This window comes from Vreelandella sp. 162(4c), from assembly GCF_058152265.1.
The window spans coordinates 383365-405093 of record NZ_CM176981.1 but is presented as its reverse complement, the minus strand read 5'-3'; the positions used below and the strand labels follow the sequence as shown (position 1 = coordinate 405093).

Sequence of the window (21729 nt, the reverse complement as noted above, 5' to 3'; positions counted from 1 at the left end):
CACTGTAAGGGAGCATGATGAGTAAGCGTGGACGCTTCATTACGCTGGAAGGCGGCGAAGGTGTGGGTAAATCCACCAATGTGGGCTTTGTGGCCGAGTGTTTGGAGGCCCAGGGGTTGGAAGTGGTGCGTACCCGCGAGCCGGGCGGCACCGTTCGTGGTGAAGCTATTCGCGCACTGTTACTGGATCCTGTACCCCAAGAGCCGCTACATGTCGACGCTGAGCTGCTGCTAATGTTCGCCGCGCGAGCGCAGCACTTGGCGGAAAAAATACTCCCCGCCTTGGCAAGAGGGGCGTGGGTAGTGTGTGATCGCTTTACCGATGCCACCTTTGCCTATCAGGGCGGGGGGCGGGGCATTCCCAAGGAGCGTATCGCCGTGCTGGAGAATTTTGTTCAGCAGGGGCTTTCGCCCGATTTAACCCTACTGCTCGATATGCCCAAAGAGGCTGCAAGACAACGCTTAGAGTCGCGCCTGCGTGATCGCCATGAGCAGCTTGATCGTTTTGAACAGGAGCAGGCTGACTTTTTCCAGGCTGTGCGGGATGGCTATTTGGCACGAGCGGAAGAAGCGCCCGAGCGCTTTGCGGTGATCGATGCACAATACACACTGGATAAGGTACAAAGCCAAATCCGACAAGTCCTATTAACAAAGGTCGCGGCATGGCGTTAACCGGCGTAATGCCGTGGCACCAAGCCACCTGGCAGCATTTGACCCGCTTGGCTGATGGTGGACGGATGCCCCACGCGTTGTTAATTCACGGCGCCCACGGCGTGGGTAAGCAGCAGTTAGCGGAGGCGTTAATTGCCCGAACGCTATGCGCCTCGCCCGCTGATCAAGCCTGTGGCCATTGCCATAGCTGCTCGATGCTGGAATCGGGCTATCACCCGGATCTGCTGCGGGTTTCACCAGAAGAGGGAAAGCGCCAAATCCGCATTGACCCTATCCGCGAGGTTAATCGCTTTGTGTCGCAAACGGCTCAGCAGGGCGGTTATCGAGTGATTGTGGTTTCCCCCGCCGAGGCAATGAACGTTGCCGCCGCCAATGCGCTGCTCAAAAGCCTTGAAGAGCCCGGTGACAAAACCCTGTTTATTCTGCTTTCCGACGTGCCGTCGCGGATGCTGGCGACGATCCGTTCGCGCTGTCAGCAGTGGTCACTACCCAGCGTTGCCTTTGAGGCGTGTCGTGGTTGGTTGATTGAGCAATTGGGCAGCACTGACGAAGCCTACTTCTGGTGGCAGGTAGCGGGTGGGCTACCACTGCTCGCCGTGGAGCTGGCAGCGCCCGAAGAGCGCGCTTTACGCCATCAAATTCACGACAGTTTCGAACAGCTGGTGCGCGGGGCCGAGCCCGTTTCAGAGGCGGCCCGTCTGGATCGCCAGGCGATTGATGCCATCTTGTGGTACGGTATCGCCTGGCTGGAAGACCTGATTCGTCTAGGTTTGTCTGGGGAGGCGGCGGTGTTGCATAACCCTGATTTAGAACCGCTCTACCGCCAAGCGGTGAAAAATGGTCGTGTTCAGGATTGGTTTCGCCTGCTCGATTATGCCCGCGAGCAGCGACGGTTGTTGGCGGTGGGGGCAAACCCCAATCCTCAGCTAGTGCTTGAAGCATGGCTGGTGCGCTGGGCGGCGCTGCTGCGTTCATAGTGGTGTTTATTCAATCCCCCACGGCTGTTCAAAACAGTGCAGCGAGGTCGTCATGGCAGCTCAGAAAGCGCTCTCTCTTACCGTTCCGGATGTTCCGACACTGCTTTCCGCGTATATGCCTTTTCTGGATCGCGGGGGGATTTTTGTACCTACTCAAACCCCTTACGCACTTGGCCAGCAAGTGTTTTTGCTGCTTACGCTGCCGGGTGAAAGCGAGCGCCTTTCAATTACCGGCCAGGTGGTGTGGGTATCTCCAGAGGGGGTGAGTGGCCGCCGTATGCCAGGCATTGGCCTTCACTTCAGCCAGCAGGACTATCCCGTGCGTGACCGCATTGAGGCGCTGCTTGCCGGTCAATTAGATAAAGCAGCTCCATCGTTCACGCTCTGAATGCCATTTTTCTGATCCAGTCGTTATGGCCTATCTGTTTTGACCTATTTGTTGAGAACCGTATGTTTGTTGATTCACACTGTCACTTAGATCGTTTATCCGACCAGACCCATGGGGGCGATATTGCCGCCACTTTGGCCGCCGCCCGCGCTGCCCATGTCAGCCAATTTCTTGCTGTAGCGGTTACCCTAGAAGACATGCCGCAGCTTGCGGCCATTTCACGCGAACATCACGATGTGGCGATTTCCGCTGGTTTGCACCCCCTGCACCATAGTGAGAATGAACCCAGCGTTGCCGATATAAAAGACACCGCTGAGCAGTATGGTGCGGTGGCAATCGGCGAAACTGGCCTGGATTACCACTATCGCGACAGCGTACCTATCGAGATTCAGCACGAGCGCTTCAAGCGTCACTTAATCGCCGCGCGTGAGTTAGAACTGCCGGTGATTATTCATACCCGCGAAGCCAAAGAGGAAACCTTGGCCTTGCTACGTGAATATAGCGACCCGCGGGTGGGCGGTGTATTACACTGTTTTACTGAAGACTTGGCGATGGCCCGTGAGGCGGTGCGGCTGGGTTTTTATATCTCGCTGTCGGGCATTATTACTTTTCGAAACGCCGCTCCGCTGCGTGAACTTGCCCGTCAGCTGCCGCTGGATCGCCTGCTGATTGAGACCGATAGCCCTTATCTAGCACCCGTTCCTCATCGCGGCAAGCCCAATGAGCCTGCCTGGGTGGTGCAAGTAGCTGAGTGCATCGCCAAGGAGCGAGGTATCAGTGTCGATGAAGTGGCCATGCAGACGACCGCTAACTTTTATCAGCTTTTTCGTGCCGCCGCTCCCGATGCCCCGGAACACGTTAAAGAGGCGTTGGCCCACTCAGGGCTTCTATAGCCTGAAGTGCCTTGAATACGCTCAAGCGAGGTGGGTGAGATGAATATTGATCGATTGCTGCAGCAAGGTAATGGAGATGAAGGGCGCACTGGCGCTATTCCTCCACTCGATGAGTGGCAGCCTGCGCTCTCTGGCGATATGAACATCATCATTCACGCCGATGGTAGTTGGTCGCACGAAGGCCAGCCGTTTGCCCGCCCCAAGGTGACACGCCTATTGGCAACGCTGCTGCGCCTGGATGACGAGGGTTACTGCCTAGTTACGCCGGTAGAGCGCTGGCGAATAAAGGTCGAAGACCTGCCGTTGGTGGTGGTAGAGGCTGACTTCCGTAACGGTGCCTGGTGGTTTACCACCCAGTTTGACGACGTTGTTCGCTTAGATGCCGAGCATCCGCTCACCGTCACCTCAACCCCCCAAGGCGAGGCGGTGCCACAGCTGCCGGTGCGTTTTGGGCTAGCTGCCCGCTTGCACCGTAATGTCTATTACCAGTTGGTTGAGGCGGCTGAAAGCCGTGATGTGGCCGGTGGCAAGAGTGAACTGGGGCTAACGAGTGCCGGTCAGTGGTTTGCGCTGGGTCAGGTGGATGATGAATTACGTGGCGAGGCGCCGTGAAGTTAACTGCTGAACAGCAAGCTGTTGTTAATCATCAGGCCGGGCATGCGCGCGTGGCAGCGGTGGCCGGGGCAGGCAAAACCACCACCATGGCCGCTAGGGTGCTGCATCTATTGGCCAGCGGTGTACCGCCAAAACGTATTTTAGTGCTGATGTTTAACCGCTCAGCAAAGGATGATTTTCAGCGTCGTTTAGCCGCAATGGCACCTGCCGGGCAGGCATTGCCCGATGTCCGCACCTTCCACTCCCTGGGGCACCGCTTGACTCAAAGCTTCTGCCGCTGGGGGGCGCTAGCGCCGCGCCAGCTATTATCCGCCGATTGGCAATTAGAGAGGCTGCTTCGTCAGGCAAGTATTAATGTACTGCGTGATGCCGTTGAGCGCCGAGATGCTGCTCTGGAAGGGGATCGGCTAGAAACCTTAGCCCACTTTTGCGGCTTGGTTAAAGCAGAAATGATCACCCCAGAGGCGCTCTATGAGCGGCTGAATTTTGATCCAGACACCGACTATTTCCCAGCGGCGTTTGCCGAAGCAGAGAGGCTATTGGAAGCGGAAGGCGTGATGACTTATGCCGATCTGCTTTATCGTCCGCTGTTGGCGCTAGAAGCAGATAGTGCTTTACGTGGTCGCGTCGAAGGGTTCCTCGACCATGTCATTATTGATGAGTATCAGGATATTAACGCCGCACAGCAGCGACTTTTATCCGTGTTGGTGGGCACTCGTGCCGAGGTAATGGCAGTTGGCGATGCCAACCAGTGTATTTACGAGTGGCGCGGTGCCAAGCCCGACACCATGCTGGAAAATTTCGCCGCCACCTTTGGCGAAGCGACCGATTACCCACTATCAACCACCTTCCGGCACGGTCATGCGTTGGCGCTGGCTGCTAACCATGCCATTGCCGCTAACCAGCGGCGTCCTAATCAGCTATGCCTTGCAGCGGCTAATAACCCGGAGACCCGCGTCTCAGTCGGGCAGGGGAGCCGTTTGCTACTTGATGCGTTGATGGACTGGCAGGCTCAGGGGCGAGCGTTTAACGAAGCTAGTTTGCTGGTACGCAGTTGGGCGCTTTCGGTGCCGTTTCAACTGGCGCTGCTACAAGCAGGGATTCCATTTCGGCTTCAGCGCGAGGATCGCTTTGTTTTTCGTCTGCCGTTGGTGCAGGCCTTGGCGGGGTATTTAAAGCTGTCGCGTCGCCCTGATCTTCTGCGCGATCCGCAGCAGCTGTTACTGCTGCTTTCTCAACCAACACCCTTCGTTGCCCGTGAGCGGCTTCAGCGTTTGGCACACCAACTGGCGACTACTCAGCAGTGGCCCGAGCGGCATGACCCCATGCTTACGGCGTTAAAGCCAATCCAGCGGCGCACGCTGAAAAAGCGCTGGCTGCTGCTTTGTGAGCTACCACAGCTGAGTGCATGGCCACCCGCTAAGTTGCTACGCCATGTGGTGGAAAGCATTGATGCTGAAAAAACGCTTAAGCGTGCGGCAGCGCGGCGGGATAAAGGCGAAGAGGATGTACGCTTACTCGACGTGCTGATCGAACAAGCGCAAAGCGTGCAAGACCCGGATGCCTTTATCGAACTTCTTGAGCGCCCGGTAGAAAATCAGGCGGGTGGTGTGCTGATTAGCACTGTGCACGGGGCCAAAGGGCTGGAGTGGCCACTGGTAGCGGTAGCCGGTGTTAACGAAGAAGACTTTCCTCACTATAGCCGCGATAACCCGCTCAGCGATGAGCGGCTTGAGGAGGAGCGGCGGCTCTTCTACGTGGCAATTACCCGCGCCCAGGAGCAGCTATTAGTGCTTCATGATGGGGGCGTGCACCGGCCGAGTCGCTTTATTGCCGAAAGCGCCTGGCAGGATAGCATGCGGGTTGCCTCCTGCTTGGCCAGTACCAGTGCGCCCGCGGCGACCCTGCAAGTGACATCGGTGGGCCTGGTTGAACGCTATCTGGTGCGGCTGGGGCGAGACGACATTGCGCTTGCGCCGGCACAGGTTGATGAGTCCAAAGCGGGTTATTCAGCAGAGGCAAATTTCTACCCTGGTCAACGGCTTCATCACGCGGTATTTGGCGTAGGCGAAGTGGCGGCGGTGGAGGGAAGCGCCAGCGACCCGGTCATTGATGTGCGTTTTGATCAGGCAGGGCGAAGGCGGCTCATTGCCCGCCGCGCACCCATTGAGCTACTCGAAAATGGCTCAACGCTTGCTGGGTAAGTCATTGATTTTCTAATAGTACACACTCTTTCACATTTGAACTCAAATTAAGCTTTAGAGCTGTTTGACTTAGCATCGCCCTGCCGATTTAATACCCACACTTCTACCGAGTTAATACTCAGCAGCTCATAGTATATAACTAATGAAATAGGGAACGAGCATGGTAAGGCAAGTCACTTGGCTTTGCGCCATTTTGATCGTTACCCAAAGCGGCGCCTTGCTTGCTGATAACTCCCTACCTAATCTTGAATTCAATGGTTTTGGCACGCTGGGGGTCGTTCACTCTGACGAGCAAAATGCTGACTTCGTTAATGACCCTTTTGCTTCACAAGGTGCTGGATACAGCCATGATTGGAGCGCAGAAGTTGATAGCCGCTTAGGGCTTCAAGCTACGCTGCATCTCACGCCTAAACTTTCCTCGGTTGTTCAAGTAGTCAGCGAGAAGCGGTATGACGGCTCTTACGCACCTGAGATTGAATGGGCGAATGTTCAATACGACATTACCCCTAATCTTAGTTTCCGCGTTGGGCGTATGGTGCAGAGCTCATTCATGGCTTCTGAACATCGTAAAGTTAATTACGCCACTCCATGGGTGCGGCCTCCGCAAGAAGTTTATCGTCTAATTCCGGTGGCTAATTTTGACGGTGTTGATATGCGCTATCGATACCCAGTAGGGGAGACTACCAATGAATTGCAGTTGAATTTTGGTGGTGGCAGCGTTGATTACTCAACGGGTAGTATCGACGCCAGCGATTCCTGGGGCGTTTCTCACCGTACTCATTGGGGGGATGCCACCCTGTTTGCCAGCTACGGCGAACTGAAAGTAAGCGCAGATGAACTCTCACAATTCTTCGATGTTTACCGCCTCTTTGGTCTACCCGGTGAACAGCTTGCTAGCCGCTACGAAGTTGATGGTAAGCGTACGAGCCTGCTGAGCTTAGGGTTAGGTTATGACCCCGGGTCATGGTTTGTTATGGGCGAGTGGGCACGCTCTTCGTCGCCTTCTCTGTTAGGGGAGAGCGAAGGAGCCTACATGACGTTAGGTTACCGTGTCGCCGAGTGGACACCGTATGTAGGTGTGGCGCGAGCAAAAGTCACCAGCAATACGTCAGAGCCTGGGCTGAATGCTGCCCTGTATCCATCGCCCTTTGCAGAAGGTGCCCAGCTCCTTAACGGGATGTTGAATGAGCTACTATCCAGCGGAATACAGCAAGAAAGCATAACGGTTGGTGCACGCTGGGATTTCAGACCGGGTATGGCTCTTACGGCCCAATATGATCACATCGATATGCGCTCAGGGACATCAGGGGGGCTGATTAATCAACAGCCCGAGTTTACCCCAGGTGGACGTATTAACCTGTTCAGCCTTTCGCTCGACTTTGTGTTTTAAGGAGAGTGGCCATGCTTAAACGTCTAACTGGATCCGGAATCAGCCTCTTATTGGGGGCGATGTTGAGCATGACTTATCATCCTGCTTCAGCCGAAGTATTGGTGGTGGTATCAGCCGAGGCGCCTTTTACTCGCCTTACCAGCAGCGATTTAAGGGATGTTTATTTAGGGCGCCGCACGCTAATAGTTAACGGAGCACAGGTGGTGCCCTTGGATCTGACTGAAGGTACGGCAGCGAGAAGTGAGTTCTACACCCGCTACACGGGGCAAACCCCTGCGCAGATCAAGGCACACTGGGCCAGGCAGATATTTACCGGGCGAGGGCAGCCGCCCCAAGCGCTGGCTAATAGTCGCGCAGTGGTAGAGCGATTAGTCAGTGATGCAAAAGCACTGGGCTATATAGACCCTTCCTTTCTTGATGAGCGTTTGAGAGTGGTGACAATTGAGTAGTCTCAATGATCCAAGAGGCCCGAGCCGGGTCAGCTCATCCAGAGCCTTTATTCATCGATGGTCGCATCATCTTGTAGAGCCACTGGTACTCTTTAGCATCGTGGCTTTTATGATGTTACTGGTTATATGGGGAAGTACTTATTTTTTAGTCAATAAAGAGCGTATGTCCATTGAGCGCCAGGCAGAGCTGTCCGTAGGTGAAATCACCGACACCTACGAAGCAAGGGTTGTAAGGGCCCTCAGGGAAATTGACACGACACTGAAGTTAGTACGTTTTACCGCCAATAGCAGCAATCACTCGAGCGTGCTCAGTGTGTTAAATGAGCAGCGGCTGCTGCCTCCCGCACTGCTTTTTACCATCAGTATTGTTGATTCGCAGGGCATGGTTGTTGAGACCACTGATCCTGGGCTGCTTGGGCAGCGCCTAACGCCTCCTGCGCAAGCAATGCTGGACGATGATTACTTAGCCGTGGGAGAAAAGGATGCTAACCAGATTACCTTTACTCGGCCATTAAGGCCTGAGCAAGAATCTGCGCAAGGGGGAGGCTCAGGCTGGGTCATCATCGCTATTGATGCCAATTACTTTGTGAGCAGTTATGAAGTTCGGTCTTTGGGCCAGCAGGGCATGCTGGCACTCGTCGGTGCGGATGGCATCGTACGGGTCAGGCGTTCTGGAGATGTGATCCATTCAGGCGAGTTAATGGATATAGGAGCCTGGAAAAGTAGCACACTGGATGCTGTTAGTGCGCCCTTTATGACCCACTGGCAAGGGGTTGAGCGTTACACACTGGTGCGCGAGCTGTATGATTTTCCACTCTCGATCGTGGTAGGGCTCTCTGCCCAGGAGCAGTTGGCCGCAGCTCACCAGCTTGCGCGAAACTATTGGCAGCGGGCCGGTTGGACTAGCGGCCTGCTACTCATCATTCTGGCTATACTCGGTCGTTTGAGCTGGCAACTTCAGTGGGCGCGGCGGCGGGTAATGGAAGAGCGTGTATCACATGCTCAGCAGGTCGAACACTTAGCTTTCCATGACACGCTAACCGATTTGCCTAATCGAGCCTTTTTGAGCCACTTGATTACTCAGGCCGTGAAGCTTGGCGGTCGCCATAGTGAATCCTTCGCGCTGCTTTTCTTGGATCTTGACCGCTTTAAGCTAATCAATGACACCTTGGGTCATGATGCCGGAGACCATCTCCTGCAAGAAGCAGCAAGTCGACTGACCACTTCGGTGCGTGAAAGTGATGTCGTCGCTCGGTTAGGGGGCGATGAATTTGTCATCCTTTTGAGTAAGGTTAGTCGACGAGACCAGATTGAGCCCATCGCCCAAAAAATTCTTTCAGCCATCAGAGAGCCCTTTATGCTAGCGGGCCAGGAGTGCCATGTCTCGGTAAGTATTGGTGTCTCGCTGTATCCGTGTGACGGGCTTGACGAGCAAACATTAATGAAAAGCGCTGATATGGCGATGTATCAGGCGAAGCTGCTGGGCAAAAACACTGTCCAGTTCTATACCGATGCATTAAGTGCGGAAATGGATGTGCGTTTAACCTTGGAGTCTGGCCTGCATCGTGCGCTTGCGAGTCATGAGTTTAGGTTGTTCTTCCAGTCAAAGCATGACGTCGAAGTAGGTAGCACGCTTGGCATGGAGGCATTGCTTCGTTGGCAGCATCCAACGCTTGGATTGCTGGAACCCGCCCAATTCATGCCCCTGGCTGAAGAGAGCGGTTTGGCCATGCCTATCGCTCAATGGGTGCTCGAAAATGCCTGTAGGCAAAACATGCTGTGGCAACAAGAAGGGTTTCCCGCATTAACGATGGCGGTCAAGATTTCTGCACGCCAATTCTACGACAACAGCTTTGTGGAGAGTATCAAGGAGGCATTAGCCACTACTGGAATGGATCCCTGGCTACTTGAGTTGGAAATGACAGAGAGCATGCTGCTGCAGGATGTTCAGCGTACGGCGAGTATCTTTGCCGAGATTAAAAAACTCGGGGTTAAGATAGTCATTGACGATTTTGGTACAGGGTATTCTTCTTTATCTGACTTAAACGCTTTGCCTGTCGATACATTAAAAGTAAGTTCTTCTTTAGTTAAGCGCTTATCAGGCACTCGTCGCGACCAGCAGTTATCGTCATCGGTCATTGAGTTGGGTAAGCGTCTAGGGATGCAGGTGTTCGCGAAAGGGGTCGCTTCTCATGAGCAGTCCCATTTCATAGGCAGCCACTCCAGTCTCCCTTTTCACGGCTTTTATAGTAATAGACCGTTGTCAGCAGAGGAGAGCTGTCAAAGGGAGAAATAGCCCAGACAGACACCGCTTACCCTTTTACAGCCAATGTAGGGCAAGCAGTGCACAGGTTTTAGCCGACTACTTTACATATTAGGATAGTTGGGCCCGCCGCCACCTTCGGGAGCTACCCAGGTAATGTTCTGAGCAGGGTCTTTGATATCACAAGTTTTGCAGTGCACACAGTTTTGGAAATTGATCTGAAAGCGTGGCTGCCCTGCGCTATCTTCCACCACTTCGTAAACACCAGCCGGGCAGTAGCGCTGCGCCGGCTCGGCGTATTTGGGCAGGTTTTCACGGATCGGTAGTTCAGGATCGTCCAGGCGCAAATGACACGGTTGATCCTCTTCATGGTTGGTGTTCGACAGAAACACCGAGGTAAGCTTGTCGAAGGAGAGCTTGCCGTCCGGCTTGGGATAGTTAATCTTTTCAAACTCATCCGCAGGCTTGAGGGCGCCATAGTCGGTAGTGGTGTCGTGAACGTTAGGCAGCTTGTTGCCCAGCAACTGGTGAGCAAAATTATACGCTCCGCCGCCCACAGTGCCATATTTATGGATCGCGGGGCCGAAGCTGGCGCTCTCTTTAAGCTCTTGGTAGGCCCAGCTGGCTTCCCATTTCTGGGTAAAGCTCGTTAGTTCCTGGGCACCTTCATCGCCACCTTTGATCGCCTCAAATACGCTCTCCGCGGCAACCAAGCCAGACTTCATGGCGGTATGCAGGCCTTTAATCTTGGAGAAGTTGAGGGTGCCCGCATTGCAGCCAATCAATAGCCCGCCGGGGAAGGTCATTTTGGGCAGGCTGTTAAAGCCCCCTTTGGTAATTGCCCGGGCACCATAAGCCACGCGCTTGCCACCCTCCAGATACTGACTAAGTACCGGATGGTGCTTCATACGCTGAAATTCGTCGAAGGGCGAGAGCCATGGGTTTTGGTAGCCCAGATCCATAATCAAACCCACCACCACCTGCTGGTTTTCCGCATGGTAAAGAAACCAGCCACCGTGGGCGTTTTTATCTAATGGCCAGCCAGAGCCATGCAACACAAGCCCAGGCTCATGCTTGTCGGCAGGCACATCCCACAGCTCTTTAAGGCCGATACCGTAGTGTTGTGGGTCGCGACCTGCATCCAGTGAGAAGTCTTTGATTAAACGCTTGCCCAAATGCCCCCGCGCGCCTTCGGCAAACAGTGTGTATTTGGCGCGCAGTTCCATGCCCGGCATATGACCATCTTTGGGGGTGCCATCTGCGGCGACACCCATGTCGCCAATCAGAATGCCGCGCACGGCGCCGTCCTCAATAATGACCTCTTGAGCGGCGAAGCCTGGGAAAATTTCTACGCCGAGGCCCTCTGCCTGTTCCGCCAGCCAGCGGCACAGATTGCCTGCACTGATTACATAGCGGGTAAGCTCGCCGCCGGTGTTATGCATGCTTTTAGGTACCAAGGCGTTGGGCACTTTCTGCGCTTTTTCGGCGTCTTTGAGCAAGAAAACGTCATCGCGAATCGCCGGGGTATTGAGCGGTGCGCCGCGCTCTTCCCAATCTGGAAACAGTTCCGCCAGTGCGCGAGGTTCAAAGACCGCGCCCGATAAAATATGTGCGCCAACTTCTGAGCCTTTCTCAACGACGCAAACCGTGAGCTCTTGCTCAGCCTCGTTGGCTTGCTGCATTAGTCGGCATGCGGCGGAAAGCCCAGATGGGCCCGCACCGACAATGACGACATCAAAGTCCATTACATCGCGTTCTACAGTTTCCACCCGGTTTCTCCTTATTCTCTTTAAGTGCCAGCGTTTACAAAGCTAATCTAAGGTTAACTCCAGGGAACTAGCTTATAAAAAGTCGGCCTTAATTTAAAACGGTCGTTTGCTTCTGGTTATGCCCCATGATAGGCATAATACCTGTGTCAGGTCACGCCTACGATGGTGAAAGGAGCATTTATTGACGGTATGCTTTGTTAACCCTCGTTCAGTGCTACGACTAAGGCCGTAGTGGATGATTAAGCATTAGGTATTGTCGCTTTGTGGCAGGCTATGGCAAATTGGGAGGGTTTTTCAATTGCGCACCTATCAAACGCTCGATTGAATTTTATGCATTGAATTTAAAAGCGCCGCCATTTTTTGTTGGCAGCGCCTGTATTGGGGCAGGCGAATCGCTGTTGAGCGATTGCCGGTAAGTCTTCAATACACCACACATCTTAAAAAGGGGTATCCGCTGGGCGGGTGCCGTCTCAGGGTAACGGCTTTACGACAAGCCAAGCGAGGAACCTATGAAAGTACTCGTCGCGGTGAAACGCGTCATCGACTATAACGTCAAAATCCGCGTTAAGGCGGATCATTCGGACGTCGATCTTACCAACGTCAAAATGGCCATGAACCCCTTCTGCGAAATTGCCGTGGAAGAGGCGGTACGCCTGAAAGAGAAGGGCGTGGCGACAGAAGTCGTCGCCGTCACGGTAGGGCCCAAAGCCGCCCAAGAGCAGCTGCGTACGGCGCTGGCGCTGGGCGCCGACCGCGCCATTCATATCGAAACTGACGAGCGCGCCGAATCCCTGGCCGTGGCCAAGCTGCTGGCCAAAGTGGTCGAAGAGGAGCAGCCGGGGTTGGTGGTGCTGGGCAAGCAGGCCATCGACACCGACAACAACCAGACCGGCCAAATGCTCGCCGCGCTGACCGGTCTGCCCCAAGGCACCTTTGCCTCGGAAGTTGCAGTGGACGGTGACAAGGTGCATGTGACCCGTGAAATCGACGGCGGCCTGCAAACCATCGCACTGACGCTACCGGCGATCGTCACCACCGACCTGCGCCTCAACGAGCCTCGCTACGCCAAGCTGCCCGACATCATGAAGGCCAAGAAGAAGCCGCTGGATGTGAAAACCCCCGCCGACTACGGCATCGAGGTCGCCTCCAAGGTCAGTCTGCTCAAAGTAGAGTCGCCCGCCGAGCGCAAAGGCGGCGTCAAAGTCGCCTCGGTAGACGAGCTGATCGACAAACTGAAAAACGAAGCCAAAGTTCTTTGAGATAAGCTCTTTAAGATAAGTGCTTTGAAAACCGTACTTTAAGAAAAGAGCTTTGAAAGGAGTTGATGCCATGAGCATTCTGGTACTTGCGGATCTACACGAAGGCCAACTGGCCGGCGCCACTGCCCACGTCGTAGCGGCCGCCCAAGCCATCGGTGGCGATATTGACGTGCTGGTGGCCGGTGAAGGGGTTCAGGCCGCCGCGGAAGCTGCCGCCAAACTCGACGGCGTAAGCAAAGTACGCGTCGCGGATAACGCCGTTTACGCCCACCAGCTGGCCGAGCCAATGGGCGCGCTGCTGGTCGAACTGGCCGATGGCTACACCCACGTACTGGCCAGCGCCTCCACCACCGGCAAAAACGTACTGCCGCGTTTAGCGGCGCTAAAAGATGTTAGCCAGCTGTCGGACGTTATCGCCGTGGACAGTGCCGATACCTTCAAGCGTCCTATCTACGCCGGTAACGCCATTGCGACGGTGAAAAGCGACGATGTGCTCAAGGTCATCACCGTGCGTTCCACCGGCTTTGATGCGGTCGGCACCAGCGGCAGCGCGACGATTGAAACCGTCGACGTAGTGGTGGACAACAGCCAGTCCAGCTTTGTGAAGGAGGAACTGGCGCAGTCGGATCGTCCTGAACTGGGCGGTGCCAAGGTGGTGATTTCCGGTGGCCGTGGTATGGGCAATGGCGAGAACTTCAAACTGCTCGACGGCATCGCCGACAAGCTGGGCGCTGCCATTGGTGCTTCCCGGGCCGCCGTCGACGCAGGCTTTGTGCCCAACGATATGCAGGTTGGCCAGACCGGCAAGATCGTTGCCCCGGATCTGTATATCGCCGTGGGCATTTCCGGTGCCATCCAGCACCTGGCGGGCATGAAAGACTCCAAAGTGATCGTCGCGATCAACAAAGACGACGAAGCACCGATTTTCCAGGTGGCGGATTACGGCCTGGTGGGGGATCTATTTGAGATCCTGCCGGAACTTGAGAGCAAGCTGTAAGCAATACCGTGATTCAATAGCGGTGGGCCGACTTCGCCAGAAGTCGGCTTTTTTTTTGGCGGGTGTATTAGGTAAACTGGCAATAGTTGACTAAAGTACTGGGGCAAAAGGTAAGAAAAACCACCCCGGTGGTTGAAAAAGCTGCGGGCTGACCGCACATAGATAAGTGAAAGCAACGAAAGCCACTCAAGGAGATGATGATATGGCACATACACTACCCGAATTGCCGTACGCATATGACGCTCTCGAACCAAACATCGATGCGATGACGATGGAAATTCACCATTCTCGTCACCATCAAACCTACATCAACAACCTGAACGCCACGCTGGAAGGCACAGGTCTCGAAGATGTACCTGTCGAAGAGCTGGTCGCTAATCTGGATCGCGTTCCAGAAGCCAAGCGTCAAGCCGTTATCAATAACGGTGGCGGTCATGCCAACCACTCCATGTTTTGGCAAATGATGTCGCCTAACGGCGGTGGTAATCCCCAGGGTGATGTCGCAAAAGCGATTGACGCTGAGCTGGGTGGCCTGGAAGCCTTTAAAGAAGAATTCAAAAAAGCCGCCCTTGGCCGTTTCGGCAGTGGTTGGGCTTGGCTCTCCATTACTCCTGAAAAGAAATTGGTGGTAGAGAATACCCTGAACCAAGACAGCCCGTTGATGCACGGCAACACGCCGCTGCTCGGTCTGGATGTTTGGGAGCATGCCTACTACCTGAAGTATCAAAACAAGCGTCCTGACTACATTGCTGCGTTCTTTAACGTAGTTAACTGGGAAGACGTTGAGCGTCGTTATCAAGCTGCGATTAGCTAATATTGCTATGAGCCGCTAACTGCGCCGGTTCACGGCGCTGTTAAAAACCGTCCACTTTTTAGTGGGCGGTTTTTTATTGCCTGGGACAGTGTTTTAGGGGCAGGGTTGGGCATTAGCTGTCAATATCCTGTGGATGAAAAATACCACATATGCTTGAATTGATTTTTCATTGGTCTATATATAGTATGCGTCGTATCTTTTAGAGAGGGGAGGCACTAGATGTGCCCTACCCGAAAAATGCCGCTATGAAAAGGAAAATAGCCATGGAAATCCAAATTTATAGCAAGCCCGCTTGTGTTCAATGCACCGCGACTTACCGCGCGCTCGACAAGCAGGGGCTTGATTACACTGTTATCGATATTACCGCCGAATCCGGTGCCCAAGAAGAAGTCGAAGCTCTCGGCTATCGCCAGCTTCCTGTCGTAGTCGTCGGCGAGGATCACTGGTCGGGTTTCCGCCCAGACCGCATTCAAGCGCTGGCTTAAGTCATCCCAATGCTGGCAAGTTGCTCACCTTCACCTATCGCCGGCAGTTTGGTTTACTTCTCTACAAAATCAGGCAATACCCATCGATTTGTAGAAAAACTTGGTTTTGCCGCAAAGCGACTGCCGTTGAATCGAGATGAGCCTGTTCCACGAGTCACCCAGCCGTATATTTTAATTACCCCCACTTATGGTGGGGGAAGCGAGCAGGGTGCGGTGCCCAAGCAGGTGATCCATTTTCTTAACGACACACATAATCGAAGCCTCCTGCGGGGGGTGATTGCAGCGGGAAATACAAATTTTGGCGAAGCGTATGGCCTTGCTGGCCGCATTATTGCGAAAAAATGCCAAGTGCCGCTGCTGTATCGATTCGAATTATTTGGCACCGACGATGACGTGGCCAATGTCCGTCAAGGAGTAGAAGAGTTTTGGAAACGACAAACCTAGCCCTGAAAGACTCAGCGCCGAAAGACTCAGTCTCGAACGACGTATCCACTAAAAACGGTGAGGCCAAGCGGCCAGCGGCGAAGACAGAAGCTCGCACGCTGGACTATCACGCTCTTAACGCCATGCTCAACCTGTACGGTGCCAATGGCGAGCTGCAGTTGGATAAAGATCGCGAAGCGGCACGCCAGTACTTTTTGCAGCACGTTAACCAGAACACGGTGTTTTTCCACTCGTTAGAGGAGAAACTCGATTACCTGGTCGAAGAGCAGTATTACGAAGCCGAGATGCTGGCCCAGTACAGCTTCGCCTTTATCAAGGCGCTGTTCGAGCAGGCCTATGCATATAAGTTTCGCTTCCCTAGCTTTTTGGGCGCCTTTAAGTACTACACCAGCTACACGCTGAAGACGTTCGACGGCAAGCGCTATCTAGAGCGTTACGAAGACCGCGTCTGCATGGTCGCGCTAACCCTGGCGCGGGGCGACGAAACGCTGGCGAAGTCGCTGGTGGATGAAATCATTAGCGGCCGCTTTCAGCCGGCGACCCCCACCTTTTTGAACTGTGGCAAGCAGCAGCGCGGCGAGCTGGTGTCATGCTTCCTACTGCGTATCGAAGACAATATGGAGTCGATTGGCCGTTCGATTAACTCGGCCCTCCAGCTCTCCAAACGCGGCGGCGGCGTGGCGTTTCTGCTCAGTAATATTCGTGAGTCGGGTGCGCCCATCAAGCGTATTGAAAACCAGTCATCGGGCATCATCCCGATTATGAAACTGCTGGAAGACGCCTTCTCCTATGCTAACCAGCTGGGGGCTCGTCAGGGGGCAGGGGCGGTGTATCTTAACGCTCACCACCCGGATATCCTGCGCTTTTTGGATACCAAGCGGGAAAATGCCGACGAGAAAATTCGTATCAAAACGCTCTCCCTGGGCGTGACGATTCCGGATATTACCTTTGAACTTGCCAAGCGCAACGACGACATGTACCTGTTCTCGCCCTACGATGTAGAGCGTGTTTACGGCGTGCCCTTTGGCGACATCAGCGTTACCGAGAAGTACCAAGAGATGGTTGCGGATGCGCGCATTCGTAAGCATAAGATCAATGCACGGGCCTTCTTCCAAACTCTAGCCGAGCTGCAGTTCGAGTCGGGCTACCCGTACATCATGTTCGAAGACACGGTTAATCGCGCCAACCCGATTGCTGGCCGTATCAACATGAGCAACCTTTGCTCGGAAATTCTTCAGGTCAATACGCCTACCGAGTATGACGATGACCTGGGTTATCGCCAAATCGGTCAGGACATCTCCTGTAACCTGGGCTCCATGAACATTGCCAAGGTGATGGACGCAGGCGATATCGGTACCAGTGTGGAAATCGCCATTCGTGGTCTCACCGCCGTATCAGAGATGAGTAACCTGCGCAGCGTGCCCTCTATTGCCGAAGGTAATGCCAAGTCGCGGGCGATTGGCTTGGGCCAGATGAACCTGCACGGCTATCTGGCGCGGGAGCACATTTACTACGGCTCTGACGAAGGTTTGGATTTTACCAACCTCTACTTCTACTGCGTTGCCTTCCATGCGATCCGGGCGTCGAACCGTTTGGCGATTGAGCACAAAGAGTCGTTTGCGGGCTTTGCAGACTCTACCTACGCCTCGGGTACTTTCTTCGATAAGTACACCGACCAGGCGTGGCTGCCGCGCACCGATAAAGTACGCGGGCTTTTTGAGCGCAGCGGTATCGCGCTGCCGACCCAAGACGATTGGCAGGAGCTGAAAGCCTCGGTCATGGCCCACGGTTTGTATAACCGTAACCTGCAGGCGGTACCGCCGACGGGGTCGATCTCCTATATCAATAACTCCACCTCCAGTATTCACCCGGTGGCGGCGAGAATCGAGATTCGTAAAGAGGGCAAGTTGGGGCGTGTTTATTACCCGGCGCCTTTCCTGGATGAAGCTAATTTTGACTACTTCCAGGACGCCTACGAAATCGGCCCGGAAAAGATCATCGATACCTATGCGGAAGCCTCGCAGCACGTCGATCAGGGCTTATCGCTAACGCTGTTCTTCCCGGACACCGCAAGCACGCGCGATATCAATAAGGCGCAGATTTACGCCTGGCGCAAAGGCATCAAAACGCTTTACTACATTCGCCTGCGCCAGAGTGCGTTAGAAGGTACCGAGGTAGAAGGCTGCGTTTCCTGCACGCTGTAATGGTACTGATTTCTGTCGATACGCCTTGTATCTGTTATTGAGCATTCGTTTTTAAAACAAGCTTTTTATAACCAATTTTTATAAATAAGCTTTGCTAGCCCGGCTGTCACAGCCGGGCTTCGAGAGAGTGATATGAATACCATGCAACGTTTATCGCGGGTTGATGCGATTAACTGGAACCGGCTTCAAGACGATAAAGACCTGGAAGTGTGGAACCGCTTGACCAGTAATTTTTGGCTGCCCGAGAAGGTGCCACTGTCGAACGATATTCAGTCGTGGAATACGCTGACCGAGAAAGAAAAGCAGCTGACGATCCGCGTTTTCACGGGCCTGACACTGCTGGACACCATCCAAAGCAGCGTGGGTGCGCCGGTATTAATGGAAGATGCTCGCACTCCCCATGAAGAGGCGGTTTACACCAACATCGCCTTTATGGAATCAGTGCATGCGCGCTCCTACAGCTCGATTTTCTCGACGCTCTGCACCACTCGTGATGTGGACGATGCCTTTCGCTGGAGTGAAGAGAATCCCACGCTGCAGGCGAAATCTGAGCTGATTTTAGAGCGCTACCGCTCGGATGATCCGCTGATGCGCAAAGTCGCCAGCGTGTTCCTGGAGTCATTTCTGTTCTACTCCGGCTTCTACCTGCCGATGTACTGGTCAAGCCATGCCAAGTTGACCAACACCGCCGACCTTATTCGTCTAATCATTCGCGACGAAGCGGTACACGGCTACTACATCGGCTATAAATTCCAGCAGGCAATGGCGGAAGCGACGCCAGCGCGTCAGCAGGAAGTCAAAGATTACGCCTACGAGCTGCTGCTGGAGCTCTACGACAACGAAGTGCGCTACACCGAGTCACTGTATGACGAGGTAGGTCTAAGCGAAGATGTGAAAAAATTCCTTCACTACAACGCCAATAAAGCGCTGATGAATCTTGGCTTTGAGCCCCTATTCCCCAGCAGCGTCACCGATGTGGACCCGACCATCATGGCGGCTCTGTCACCTAACGCCGACGAGAATCACGACTTCTTCTCCGGCTCCGGTTCTTCTTACGTCATCGGCAAAGCCGTCGCCACCGAAGACGACGACTGGGCGTTTTAATAGCCGTATGAGTGGGAGGAGATGAGTTGATGGTATAAATAAATGTGCATAGAGGAGGAGGTATGCCAGACAGTCCCGCTAACGTATTAAAAATTGCTGCAGCAATGGTGAGCGATCCCGATGGTCGTTTGCTATTAGTGCGTAAGCACAATACGTCCTTCTTTATGCAGCCCGGCGGCAAGATCGATGCGGGTGAAACCGCCCCAGAGGCGCTGTGCCGTGAGCTGAAAGAGGAGTTGGGCTTGCAGGTTAATGAAGATCAACTGATTCCGCTAGGCGTGCACAGCGCTCCCGCTGCCAATGAACCGGACATTATGCTTGAAGCGCACCTGTTTAGCCTGGTTATCGACGAGCCTGTGGAGGCGGCGGCTGAAATAGCCGAAGCAAGATGGGTAACCCGTGAAGAGGCTTGGCAACTCCCGCTGGCGCCGCTGACAAAAGAGTACGTAGTGGTTAACTATTAAGCTTAGATATTGTGATAACGGGCGCTGATGGGCGCCTTTTTTTATGCGTGTTAGGTAAGCGAAATCAAATGATCGTTAATGATAAATATTGTCATTTATTCTATTAGTGGTAGGCTATGTCCCGGAAAAGATAAACGCAAATCGTTCTAATACCCAATTAGTTTTTAGTGGCGCGGTGCTCGCCGCCCGCTACTCAGTGACGGAGAGTCGACGTGCTGAACAGGCCTTTCTTTGCCTTGCGTGGATGGTGGCTAGCGGGAGTGCTGGCCAGTGGCACGCTGATGGCAAGTGAACAAGCAGTGGCTCAAGCGGCCGAAAGTGTCGAAGCCCAGCAAACCCAGGCAGCGCTTCAGGAGCAGATTGATGCTGCCGATGAACAGACCCGGGAGCAGTTGGAGGAGTTGCGCCGTTTGGAGCGCGAAACCCGCCAGTTGAAGGCTGATAACGCCTCTCTGTCCGGGCGCTTGGCGGAAGAGGCCGAGCGTCAGCAGCGTTTGGCGACGGCGCTGGATACGCTGGAAGAGACCCGCGCAGCGCTGCCCGTGATCGAACAGAATATGGCCGAGCAACTGAGCGGCTGGATTGAGCGTGACCTGCCGTTTCTACGTGAAGAGCGGTTGGCGCGGGTTGAGCGTCAGCCAGACGAGCAAGGTCAAAACACTATCGAGCGTATTAATGGACTGTTAGAGGCCTGGCGCGTTGAGCTCGATTATGGTCAGGAGATGGACAGCTGGCGGGGGCGTTTAAGTCAGGATGGTCGCGAACGCGAAGTGGATTTCTTGCGCATCGGGCGTATCGGCTTTTATTACCTAACCCCCGATGGCCGTGAGGGGGGTGTTTGGAGTGCTGAGAACGGCGCATGGCAGCCGCTGGATGACGAGTACCTGCGTGAAGTGCGCAGTGGGCTGCGTATGGCGGAAGATCAGCGCGCCCCTGATCTATTAACCTTGCCGCTCTCGATCAGTGCCAATGACCTGCAGGGAGAGCAACCATGAGTCGACTAACACTCCGTCAACTTGGCTATGTCTGTGTTGTATTGGGACTGGTAGCGGTAAGTGGTATATCAATGGCGCAAACCGAAAGCGCTACTTCTCTGCGTGAAGCCCGTGAGGCTGCTGAAGCGCGAGACCAGCAGCGGCTAATGAGCTTTCTGGATGACCAGCAGGCGCTAGAGTCCGCGCTGGAGCAGGCGCGCGCAGAGCACGAAGATGTCCAGCAGCAGCATGAAGCACTACAGGCGCAGCAGGCAGAGCAAACAGATCAAGCCAGCGAGCTGAGCGAGCGCCAGGCAGAGCAGGGCGAAGCGCTCTCGGGTCTGCTGGCCAATCTTGCCCGACATAGCTCAGAGATTCGCAACACGCTTGGCGAACAGAGTCTGCTAACCCTTGAGGAGGGCTCGCTGCCGCCGCGGTTGGATGAAGTGGAAGTGCTTGAGCGCCATCAGCTGGAAAACGTGGTGGATCGCTTGGCAACGCTAACCGCGCGCACCGGCCGTGCCGAACGGCTTTCAATGCCAGTAGCCGATGCTAACGGCGAGGTGGCCGCCCGCGAGTTGGTGCGGTTGGGCGATTTTGCGGCCTTTACCGAGAACGAGCTTTTAGAGCGCGGTGAAAATGACGGCAACCTAGTGGTTCTGCCGCGTACCCCCGATGCCATTGGCGGGGTACTGGCGGATTACTACCAAGGCGAGAGCAGCGTCTTTGCCATTGATCCTACCCAGGGCAGCGTGCTGGAGGCCTTGGCCCAGCAACCCAGTCTATGGGAGCGTTTCCAGCAGGGCGGCTATGTCGGCTACGTTGTCGTGGCGCTGGGTATTCTGGGTATGATCATCGGTCTGGGGCAGTATCTCTATCTAGTGCTGGTTAGCCTGCGCGTAAAGCGTCAGCGGCAATCCCTCGATCAGTTGCGGGACAATAACCCGTTGGGGCGGGTGCTACTGCGCTTTGAAGGCATGGATAAACATCAAACTCCGGAGGCGCTGGAAGCGCGGTTGGATGAAGCGGTGTTGGCCGAGTTGCCCAGGTTGGAACGCAGCCAGCCGATGGTGAAGCTGCTTGCCGCGATAGCACCGTTGCTCGGCCTGCTGGGCACGGTAACCGGCATGATCGTGACTTTCCAGGCGATTACCGTGTTTGGCACCGGCGACCCGCAACTTATGGCGGGCGGCATCAGTCAGGCACTAGTGACCACCGTACTAGGTCTAATTACCGCCGTACCGCTGTTGTTTGTACAGACCGCTTTGGCAGGCCGCAGCCGTTACTTGACCCACGTGATTGAAGGGCAGGCGAGCGCGACACTGGCAGATCATCTGGAATCTCACACGCCCGTGGTGAATTAAC

General features: G+C 54.6%; 20 protein-coding genes. 19 read left to right on the top strand and 1 reads right to left on the bottom strand.

Features of this window, described 5'->3' with window-relative positions:
- Nucleotides 1-17 precede the first annotated feature (17 nt).
- The 9 genes from tmk to AC4EYZ_RS01785 all read left to right on the top strand — a co-directional run bounded on the left by tmk (nucleotide 18) and on the right by AC4EYZ_RS01785 (nucleotide 9883).
- Nucleotides 18-671, top strand: coding sequence for a dTMP kinase (gene tmk, locus AC4EYZ_RS01825; RefSeq protein ID WP_022523871.1), 654 nt, complete (start codon nucleotides 18-20; stop codon nucleotides 669-671).
- Complete coding sequence (locus tag AC4EYZ_RS01820; protein ID WP_022523870.1) at nucleotides 662-1648, top strand: DNA polymerase III subunit delta'; 987 nt, start codon at nucleotides 662-664, stop codon at nucleotides 1646-1648. The genes tmk and AC4EYZ_RS01820 overlap by 10 nt, the downstream gene beginning before the upstream one ends.
- Nucleotides 1649-1700: 52 nt before the next feature.
- Nucleotides 1701-2036, top strand: coding sequence for a PilZ domain-containing protein (locus AC4EYZ_RS01815; RefSeq protein ID WP_022523869.1), 336 nt, complete (start codon nucleotides 1701-1703; stop codon nucleotides 2034-2036).
- A 62-nt stretch (nucleotides 2037-2098) separates the two neighbouring features.
- The gene (locus tag AC4EYZ_RS01810) at nucleotides 2099-2929 is read left to right on the top strand and encodes a TatD family hydrolase (protein ID WP_009286419.1); all 831 of its coding nucleotides are present in this window, start codon (nucleotides 2099-2101) and stop codon (nucleotides 2927-2929) included.
- Between the two features lie 39 nt (nucleotides 2930-2968).
- Nucleotides 2969-3541, top strand: a complete 573-nt coding sequence (locus AC4EYZ_RS01805) for a DUF1285 domain-containing protein (protein ID WP_022523868.1) — start codon at nucleotides 2969-2971, stop codon at nucleotides 3539-3541.
- Nucleotides 3538-5748 carry an ATP-dependent helicase gene (locus AC4EYZ_RS01800; protein WP_022523867.1) on the top strand — a complete coding sequence of 737 codons (2211 nt, stop codon included), beginning with the start codon at nucleotides 3538-3540 and terminating at the stop codon, nucleotides 5746-5748. The genes AC4EYZ_RS01805 and AC4EYZ_RS01800 overlap by 4 nt, the downstream gene beginning before the upstream one ends.
- A gap of 160 nt (nucleotides 5749-5908) precedes the next feature.
- Nucleotides 5909-7138 (top strand): hypothetical protein, encoded by a 1230-nt coding sequence (locus tag AC4EYZ_RS01795; protein ID WP_022523866.1) that lies wholly within the window; start codon nucleotides 5909-5911, stop codon nucleotides 7136-7138.
- 11 nt (nucleotides 7139-7149) lie between these two features.
- Nucleotides 7150-7587 (top strand): hypothetical protein, encoded by a 438-nt coding sequence (locus AC4EYZ_RS01790; protein ID WP_022523865.1) that lies wholly within the window; start codon nucleotides 7150-7152, stop codon nucleotides 7585-7587.
- Nucleotides 7588-7696: 109 nt separating this feature from the next.
- The gene (locus AC4EYZ_RS01785; protein ID WP_022523864.1) at nucleotides 7697-9883 is read left to right on the top strand and encodes a putative bifunctional diguanylate cyclase/phosphodiesterase; all 2187 of its coding nucleotides are present in this window, start codon (nucleotides 7697-7699) and stop codon (nucleotides 9881-9883) included.
- Between the two features lie 71 nt (nucleotides 9884-9954).
- On the opposite strand, the gene AC4EYZ_RS01780 is transcribed toward AC4EYZ_RS01785, so the two are convergent.
- The gene (locus AC4EYZ_RS01780; RefSeq protein WP_022523863.1) at nucleotides 9955-11619 is read right to left on the bottom strand and encodes an electron transfer flavoprotein-ubiquinone oxidoreductase; all 1665 of its coding nucleotides are present in this window, start codon (nucleotides 11617-11619) and stop codon (nucleotides 9955-9957) included.
- 509 nt (nucleotides 11620-12128) lie between these two features.
- Between AC4EYZ_RS01780 and AC4EYZ_RS01775 the strand changes: the two genes are divergently transcribed.
- From AC4EYZ_RS01775 to AC4EYZ_RS01730, 10 genes are all read left to right on the top strand, one after another.
- A complete protein-coding gene (locus tag AC4EYZ_RS01775; RefSeq protein WP_089690685.1) occupies nucleotides 12129-12878 on the top strand; it encodes an electron transfer flavoprotein subunit beta/FixA family protein in 750 nt (249 codons plus the stop codon).
- A 70-nt stretch (nucleotides 12879-12948) separates the two neighbouring features.
- Nucleotides 12949-13875: an electron transfer flavoprotein subunit alpha/FixB family protein gene (locus AC4EYZ_RS01770; protein ID WP_089690688.1), complete on the top strand. Its 927-nt coding sequence runs from the start codon at nucleotides 12949-12951 to the stop codon at nucleotides 13873-13875.
- Between the two features lie 202 nt (nucleotides 13876-14077).
- On the top strand, nucleotides 14078-14689 hold the full coding sequence (locus AC4EYZ_RS01765) for a superoxide dismutase (RefSeq protein ID WP_022523859.1): 612 nt from the start codon (nucleotides 14078-14080) through the stop codon (nucleotides 14687-14689).
- A 263-nt stretch (nucleotides 14690-14952) separates the two neighbouring features.
- Complete coding sequence (gene nrdH / locus AC4EYZ_RS01760; protein ID WP_008956787.1) at nucleotides 14953-15174, top strand: glutaredoxin-like protein NrdH; 222 nt, start codon at nucleotides 14953-14955, stop codon at nucleotides 15172-15174.
- Nucleotides 15175-15183: 9 nt separating this feature from the next.
- Nucleotides 15184-15618 carry a class Ib ribonucleoside-diphosphate reductase assembly flavoprotein NrdI gene (gene nrdI / locus AC4EYZ_RS01755; RefSeq protein WP_009286427.1) on the top strand — a complete coding sequence of 145 codons (435 nt, stop codon included), beginning with the start codon at nucleotides 15184-15186 and terminating at the stop codon, nucleotides 15616-15618.
- The gene (gene nrdE, locus AC4EYZ_RS01750) at nucleotides 15600-17822 is read left to right on the top strand and encodes a class 1b ribonucleoside-diphosphate reductase subunit alpha (RefSeq protein WP_022523858.1); all 2223 of its coding nucleotides are present in this window, start codon (nucleotides 15600-15602) and stop codon (nucleotides 17820-17822) included. Before nrdI ends, nrdE begins: the two co-directional genes overlap by 19 nt.
- A 132-nt stretch (nucleotides 17823-17954) precedes the next feature.
- A complete protein-coding gene (nrdF, locus tag AC4EYZ_RS01745; protein ID WP_009286429.1) occupies nucleotides 17955-18926 on the top strand; it encodes a class 1b ribonucleoside-diphosphate reductase subunit beta in 972 nt (323 codons plus the stop codon).
- A 62-nt stretch (nucleotides 18927-18988) separates the two neighbouring features.
- Nucleotides 18989-19390, top strand: a complete 402-nt coding sequence (locus tag AC4EYZ_RS01740) for an NUDIX hydrolase (RefSeq protein ID WP_022523857.1) — start codon at nucleotides 18989-18991, stop codon at nucleotides 19388-19390.
- A 212-nt stretch (nucleotides 19391-19602) separates the two neighbouring features.
- Entirely contained in the window at nucleotides 19603-20385 is a 783-nt protein-coding gene (locus AC4EYZ_RS01735; RefSeq protein WP_022523855.1) for a DUF3450 domain-containing protein, read from the top strand.
- The gene (locus tag AC4EYZ_RS01730) at nucleotides 20382-21728 is read left to right on the top strand and encodes a MotA/TolQ/ExbB proton channel family protein (RefSeq protein ID WP_022523854.1); all 1347 of its coding nucleotides are present in this window, start codon (nucleotides 20382-20384) and stop codon (nucleotides 21726-21728) included. Before AC4EYZ_RS01735 ends, AC4EYZ_RS01730 begins: the two co-directional genes overlap by 4 nt.
- Nucleotide 21729: the final 1 nt, after the last annotated feature.

Coding starts and splice junctions, on each gene's coding strand:
- tmk (WP_022523871.1), top strand. CDS start 18: ATGAGTAAGCGTGGACGCTTCATTACGCTGGAAGGCGGCGAAGGTGTG.
- AC4EYZ_RS01820 (WP_022523870.1), top strand. CDS start 662: ATGGCGTTAACCGGCGTAATGCCGTGGCACCAAGCCACCTGGCAGCAT.
- AC4EYZ_RS01815 (WP_022523869.1), top strand. CDS start 1,701: ATGGCAGCTCAGAAAGCGCTCTCTCTTACCGTTCCGGATGTTCCGACA.
- AC4EYZ_RS01810 (WP_009286419.1), top strand. CDS start 2,099: ATGTTTGTTGATTCACACTGTCACTTAGATCGTTTATCCGACCAGACC.
- AC4EYZ_RS01805 (WP_022523868.1), top strand. CDS start 2,969: ATGAATATTGATCGATTGCTGCAGCAAGGTAATGGAGATGAAGGGCGC.
- AC4EYZ_RS01795 (WP_022523866.1), top strand. CDS start 5,909: ATGGTAAGGCAAGTCACTTGGCTTTGCGCCATTTTGATCGTTACCCAA.
- AC4EYZ_RS01790 (WP_022523865.1), top strand. CDS start 7,150: ATGCTTAAACGTCTAACTGGATCCGGAATCAGCCTCTTATTGGGGGCG.
- AC4EYZ_RS01785 (WP_022523864.1), top strand. CDS start 7,697: ATGATGTTACTGGTTATATGGGGAAGTACTTATTTTTTAGTCAATAAA.
- AC4EYZ_RS01775 (WP_089690685.1), top strand. CDS start 12,129: ATGAAAGTACTCGTCGCGGTGAAACGCGTCATCGACTATAACGTCAAA.
- AC4EYZ_RS01770 (WP_089690688.1), top strand. CDS start 12,949: ATGAGCATTCTGGTACTTGCGGATCTACACGAAGGCCAACTGGCCGGC.
- AC4EYZ_RS01765 (WP_022523859.1), top strand. CDS start 14,078: ATGGCACATACACTACCCGAATTGCCGTACGCATATGACGCTCTCGAA.
- nrdH (WP_008956787.1), top strand. CDS start 14,953: ATGGAAATCCAAATTTATAGCAAGCCCGCTTGTGTTCAATGCACCGCG.
- nrdI (WP_009286427.1), top strand. CDS start 15,184: ATGCTGGCAAGTTGCTCACCTTCACCTATCGCCGGCAGTTTGGTTTAC.
- nrdF (WP_009286429.1), top strand. CDS start 17,955: ATGAATACCATGCAACGTTTATCGCGGGTTGATGCGATTAACTGGAAC.
- AC4EYZ_RS01740 (WP_022523857.1), top strand. CDS start 18,989: ATGCCAGACAGTCCCGCTAACGTATTAAAAATTGCTGCAGCAATGGTG.
- AC4EYZ_RS01730 (WP_022523854.1), top strand. CDS start 20,382: ATGAGTCGACTAACACTCCGTCAACTTGGCTATGTCTGTGTTGTATTG.